This window comes from Segatella oulorum F0390, from assembly GCF_000224615.1.
Taxonomy (GTDB): Bacteria; Bacteroidota; Bacteroidia; order Bacteroidales; family Bacteroidaceae; genus Prevotella; species Prevotella oulorum.
This window is the reverse complement of sequence record NZ_JH114216.1, coordinates 338121-344152: the sequence shown is the minus strand read 5'-3', so window position 1 is coordinate 344152 and position 6032 is coordinate 338121. Positions and strand designations below refer to the sequence as shown.

Below are 6032 nucleotides of genomic sequence, written 5' to 3'. Positions count from 1 at the left end.
ATTTTATTACTTTTGTAAACCGATGGGAAAAGAAATACCCCGTGTTACGCAAATATAAAGCCGAGCGTAATATTGCTTATTTCACCTATATGGACTTCCCTGTAGAAGTACAGAGATGCATTTATACGACGAATTGGATTGAGCGGCTCAACAGAAAGTATAAAAGAACCATCAAGATGAGAGCTGCAATGCCGTCAAGTCAATCGGTTTTATTTCTATTGGCATCTGTTGCAATGGAAGAAACACAGACGACATATCGAAGGAAAGTCTATCAATGGAGATGCTGGAAAAAGAGTGAATAATTTTGAACAAAATGGAAGATATGGGAAATTATGGTTACACACTTTTTAGGACAATACCAAATGCGTAAGGGCGAACATCCGCGCGCAATTCTCTCAAGCAAAATGCGTAGGGGCGGTACCTGTGTGCCCGCCCGAACGTCTGCGTAGCGGCGTTTCCATACCAAGAATACACGCATTGTGCGCAGGGATTTAACGACGGATGCGCCCTTGTGGGGCGACACGGGCGGGCACATAGGCACCGCCCCTACCAATCTCCATCATATTTTTCCACGCAATCCCACACAAACAAAATAACTATTTACACGCAATCCGCCCCAACGGCATCAACCGTCTACGCGCAATCTGCCCAAACGAAACCGTAGGGGCGAACATCCGCGCGCAACTCTCTCAAGCAAAATGCGTAGGGGCGGTGCCTGTGTGCCCGCCCGGACGTCCGCGCAGCGGCGTTTCCATAACAAAAATACACGCATTGTGTGCGGGGAATAAATGACGGATGCGCCCTTGTGGGGCGACACGGGCGGGCACATAGGCACCGCCCCTACCACGCTCCGTAATATTTTGCCGCACAATCCCACACAAACAAAATAACCATTTACGCGCAATTCACCCCAAACGAAATCAACCGTTCCATGCGCAATCCATCCAAACGAAACTGTAGGGGCGGTGCCTGTGTGCCCGCCCGAACATCCGCGTAGCGGCGTTTCCATACGCAAATGAATGAATACAACTACCCACACAACACATCGGGGGCGGAAATGCATCGCGCACTCCCGCCCCCATTCTTTAAAACAAGTTGTGTATGCAAACTGGCATCGAGATGATGCCCTTTTGTTTTAAAGTAAGCTATTTCTTTGGTGTGATTGTGGCATCGCCCTGACCTTTACCGCCTGGCTTGTCCTTGCCATCACCACCATCGCCCGGCTTTGCAGCATCACCGCCCGGCTTTTTGCCATCGGGTGTCTTCCCGCCGTCGCCAGGTTTCTTCCCATCACCAGGTTTGTCGCCGGGTTGCTTGCCATCATCCGCTTTCTTCTTTTTCGGCAGCACCTCGTCCTCATACCGCTTGATGAGCTGATTCACGAAGTCGGCGAAGGGTTTCAGGGCCTCGGCACTGCCCAACGTAGCCATGGCATTGGCCACCTTGCGCACCTGCTTGAAGGCTTCGTCGGATTGCTGACGTGCCTTGCGCAGCGCACCCGCCACCTGTTTCGATTGCTCCGTGGTGCGGCTGTAGAGCAATTCTGAGACCTTCGCATTGGCCGTTTTCAGCGACGCCAACACCGTTTGCAAACCCAATTTGGCCACCTCGGCGCTGTATTTTTGCTCGCAATCCTCCAACAGGTTTTGAATGGCACCCGTCTCGCGTTCCAACTGCATTGAGGGCTTGATGCCATAGTCCACAAGGCTCTGCCAGAGCGTTTTGGCCGCCGTATGCAAGTCGGGCGAAGACACACGCAAAAAACTCTTCACTGCTCGGTAGTAGGCCGAATACAACGTGTCGCGGTCGGCATCGGCCGCCAAAATCTCGTCGGTCGAAGCACTTTTCTTCGACAACGCAAAATAGCGGTTTTCTTCGTTAAAAGCCGCTTTCAACGCGTCGGCCGCCTTCTTAAAGTACTCGTTTTTCAACAACTCCGTCTCCGAGTCCAACCGTTTGCAAACGGACTCGATGAATACGAAATGCGCGCCGTTGCTCACGCTTTTTAAATCAATCGATTTAACTTCATTCATATTTTCTCTGTTTTAAATTAAAAAAGTATTCTTCTTCCTATCCAATGGCGTTCAAAATCTTTCGAAACACGCGTCAGAGCGTGCGCCATCGTTCAATTTTATTTTAAAAGGCTTGCCGAATGGTCGGCAAGTCTCAAATTATTTTTTTGTCGTTTGCCGAACTACCGGCAAGTCTCCAAATCTTTTTTTAGCATTTGCCGAACCGTCGGCAAGTCCCAAATTATTTTTTTAGCGTTTGCCGAACCGTCGGCAAGTCTCAAAATCTTTTTTTAGCGTTTGCCGAACCGTCGGCAAGTCCCAAATTATTTTTTTAGCGTTTGCCGAACTCTCGGCAAGTCCCAAAATCTTTTTTTGCCGTTTGCCGAACTGCCGGCAAGTCTCAAAATTTTTTTTTGTCGTTTGCCGAACCCTCGGCAAGTCCCAAATTTATTCTTTTGAGGTTTGCTCAAGCTAAGACGTAGGGGCGGTGCCTGTGTGCCCGCCCGAACGTCCGCGCAGCGGCGTTTCCATACCAAAGCAATACATTTCCATCCACAAATGAGGTGTTGCCATCTACAAACGTTGCGTTTCCACCCGCGAATGATGCACTTCCATGTACAAACGCCATGTTCCACCAATCCGCTCGGCACACCTAACGATGGATGCGCCCTTGCGGGGCGCGCTGGCCGGCACACAGGCACGGCCACTACCCTTGCTGCAACGTAATTGCTCATTTCTATTTTTCTTTTAATTGTCTGCTACTGGGCGGACACTGTGACTGAAAGCCCGGTGATCTAAAGAATTTACTGACACAACAGAATTGGTGAACATCAAACAGAATGTATCATGGCTGTTATTTGATAATGCTGACCAATAGTAGCCATCAATTGCCACCCTGTACAGTGAACCATTGAGTCCCCGCCTACCTGAAGCTGGAAAATAAATAGTGGGGGTTGTGCTGGTTCCATTTGGCCGAGTATAGAAGTTCCAACCTGCCCCATTCCAACCGTCTGCAGGTGCATTTGCTGTTACCCCTAAATTTTTAGAGAAACCCGTAAAGGCTTGACTCGGTGGAATGTGGAAACCAGCGGGACAAGGATCATAGACGGTTTTAATAATGGGGTCATTTGAAAAATTGTACAGCAGTGGGTTATTGGCTGACCAAGTGTTAGCGTAGGTAGCATTACACCAATCACCTGATCCTTCGTAAGCATACGCTTTCTCAGGATGTTGAATGACATAGCCTAATGAACGACCTTGACGTATGATATTGTCAAACACAAAAGAATAACCATTCGAAGGATAGAAAGTGTCTGTTCCAGGGAAGGCATCCTTACGCCCCCACTGATAGAATGTAGTGAAGCCTTGACGTGTAACGGCACTGGGGTTCTGCGTAATGGTGATGACACCTTCGTGGTTTACCCCGTGATTAGACGTTGTTTGGATGACTTTTATCTTCACACGGTGAGGCACGGAATAGCTCGTACCACTCCAAGCGGTGTATTTCATACCAAGCGGCTCTTGCGTGAAATCGTATCTGATATTTTGATAGTTCCAACAGGGGATGGCGTTGAGGGCATCTTCGTTGACAAACCACAGATGCCATGACCAAACAACCGTGCCATTTTTCATCACGGCGATAACGGCATTGCCGTTTTTAATGTTCTCTTTCTTCACTTCGAATTGCAAATAGGCTTCAGCGCCACGGCGCACAATTCCTGTACCAATCCACTGCACCAAATTAGGTTCATCTGCCCATATCAGTTTAGTGCCATTGATGCCATTATTAGCCCTGCCGTTGGTCTGTTCTATCCAAGGATCGGTGATATCTTGGTCATTGTGGTCCTTGAAATGTTGCAACACCCAAGTTCCTGTTTCCATTGACGTGTAGGAATTTGTATTGTCCATCCCATTCTTAATGGCATTACCGTAGACCAGCGGAATTTCATAATAGCCCGGATGAGAAATGATATAGCAGTTGGCCGTGTTGCGCTGGGTGTGGGTGCCTTTCACATCGTGTGTAGACAAGTCGTAATAATCGTCCTTTGTCCCCCTGAACGGCCCTTTTTTGAGCAACTGGTTATAGCCATCTATACCATTAATCATACCATTTGCAAGCAGGATTGTTCCCTGTGTAATGATGTTTGATGATGCTCCTGTAGTCATACCACTAATCCATCTGGGCATATCAAGGCCTCTGTCTACCCAGGTTTGACCATTATCGACGCTTTCTTCATATTTCACTACCTTCCAAGTTACAGGTTGTTTGATGGCAGCATGGGTGACTGGATCAATGCCATCACGCCAACTACTGACTTTAAAAGTCTTCGCAGCTGTCTCATCATAGTTGAAATTGAGATCGTTATCCTCTAATGTGAAATGATATTCCCAACTTGAGTTCTTCTGCGAGAGTTTATATTCTTTTGTGGTTCCGATTCTCCACTGTCCAGTCAATTTAAAAGAAATGGTTTTGTCGACGCCGGCCTCCTTATAGTGGATAACAGCTAAAACAGGATTTGCAGGATGGCTTTGACTTAACTCCTGCGGAGGAAGTAGAAAAGTGTAGTTCTCACGACCTGCACGATTGTGATTATCAGGGTCGGGGTCGAGCGCACCGGCCAACATCGTATTGGGCATTTCGGCTGCATTTAAATCAATACCGTCAAGAGTCACCGTGGTAAGTTCATTGCTAACGAAATTCCACTCACCCGGTGTATTAACATGCAAATCAAACTGACCTTTGTACTTCACATTTTTGAGTTCGATTTTTTTGATGATCACGGGCGAGAGGTTACTGCCTATGGAAAATTTGATGGCGGCCAAGGCGTGGTGGAACTTGAGGTTGCTCGTGGGGTCGTTTCCATGTATATAGTGCACTTCGCCCGAACTGGCCGTCATCAAGTCTACCTGCTGTTTCACATCCTGATTAGCCACGAAGTCAATATAGGGGATTCCCAGATAATTTCTGCCCGTAAGTGTGATTCCATTGGCAGCCGTAGCCTCTGGATAGACGGCATAGAAATGGGCATAGACATTCACTGGCCAATCCCATTCATAACGGTGGTTGACGATATTGCCATCCTTATCGGTTTTCTCGTTATAAAACCACAGCAATCCAGTTGCGAGACAACTTGACATATATGGTTGTGAGGCGCGATAGCCGATGGATGAGAAATTGCCGAGGGTGGCTGTCTTGATGATTTCGGCGCGCGTTCCTTCGGCCGGTTTCACGGGGTTGATGCCTTCGACTGTCGACTCAATCAAGCAGAAGTCGTGCGGATTGCTGCCCGTAGCTTCAAGTTTGCGTGGGGCAAGGTCGGCCGACGAAACGGGCTGCGGGCTCAAACCGCGTGTCATACCCTTGGCGCCGGCTTGTGCCAAGGCCTCCATTTGGGTGTCGCTCACATTGAAGGCTACCGTAGTCCCTGCGTGCTTGTTGGGCTTGTCAGTGGCTAAATCATCGTCGGCACAAGCACCGAATAGAAGGGTCGCGCCGATGACGAGCAACAGACTGCCATTGCACAGACTACTAAAGTGTTGTTTTCGAAATGTATGTTTCATCTTATTTTTCGCTTTGTTGTTTACTACTTGTGATGGACTGTGCACGCTGTTTAATCTTCGTCTTCGACTTCTTCGCTGCCGCCATCTTCAAAATCACCTACGCTGACGCTGCCTTTGTGACCTGTTTCACCACCGCCACCGGGACGTGCCACGGGACTTTTCGTTAATAACGCATACTCTGTCGCCAACGGAATGACCGTACATGCAGGCGTTTCATACATTTTTTTCTTCATTTTTTGTTTTGTTTAAATGATTATATTTACTACTATTAATTTCTTGCTTCACAGGTTCAATTACACACACGAAAAAGCATCTGCAAAGAGCTTTGAAAGCTCCTTGCAGATGCTTGAAACGGTGGACCGACACCCGCGCCGGGCGCACCGCTATCGCCTTAGTACAGAGACTTAGACCGTTGTTAGAATGTGTGTGTGTGTGTGTGTGTGTGTGTGTGTGTGTTAC

General features: G+C 48.1%; 5 protein-coding genes. 1 reads left to right on the top strand and 4 read right to left on the bottom strand.

All coding sequences use genetic code 11. From position 1 onward, the window contains the following. A partial coding sequence (locus HMPREF9431_RS07830; RefSeq protein WP_004380689.1) for an IS256 family transposase occupies positions 1-302 on the top strand: 302 nt, incomplete at its 5' end. 323 nt (positions 303-625) lie between these two features. Here the strand turns inward: HMPREF9431_RS07830 and HMPREF9431_RS12965 are convergent. The 4 genes from HMPREF9431_RS12965 to HMPREF9431_RS07815 form a co-directional block, all read right to left on the bottom strand. Next, positions 626-1009 carry a hypothetical protein gene (locus HMPREF9431_RS12965; protein WP_155812987.1) on the bottom strand — a complete coding sequence of 128 codons (384 nt, stop codon included), beginning with the start codon at positions 1007-1009 and terminating at the stop codon, positions 626-628. A 136-nt stretch (positions 1010-1145) separates the two neighbouring features. Beyond that, complete coding sequence (locus tag HMPREF9431_RS07825; protein ID WP_004380686.1) at positions 1146-2033, bottom strand: DUF6261 family protein; 888 nt, start codon at positions 2031-2033, stop codon at positions 1146-1148. A 726-nt stretch (positions 2034-2759) separates the two neighbouring features. Further along, positions 2760-5573, bottom strand: coding sequence for a fimbrillin family protein (locus HMPREF9431_RS07820; RefSeq protein ID WP_004380684.1), 2814 nt, complete (start codon positions 5571-5573; stop codon positions 2760-2762). 50 nt (positions 5574-5623) lie between these two features. Then, on the bottom strand, positions 5624-5806 hold the full coding sequence (locus HMPREF9431_RS07815) for a hypothetical protein (protein ID WP_004380683.1): 183 nt from the start codon (positions 5804-5806) through the stop codon (positions 5624-5626). Between the last annotated feature and the right edge of the window lie 226 nt (positions 5807-6032).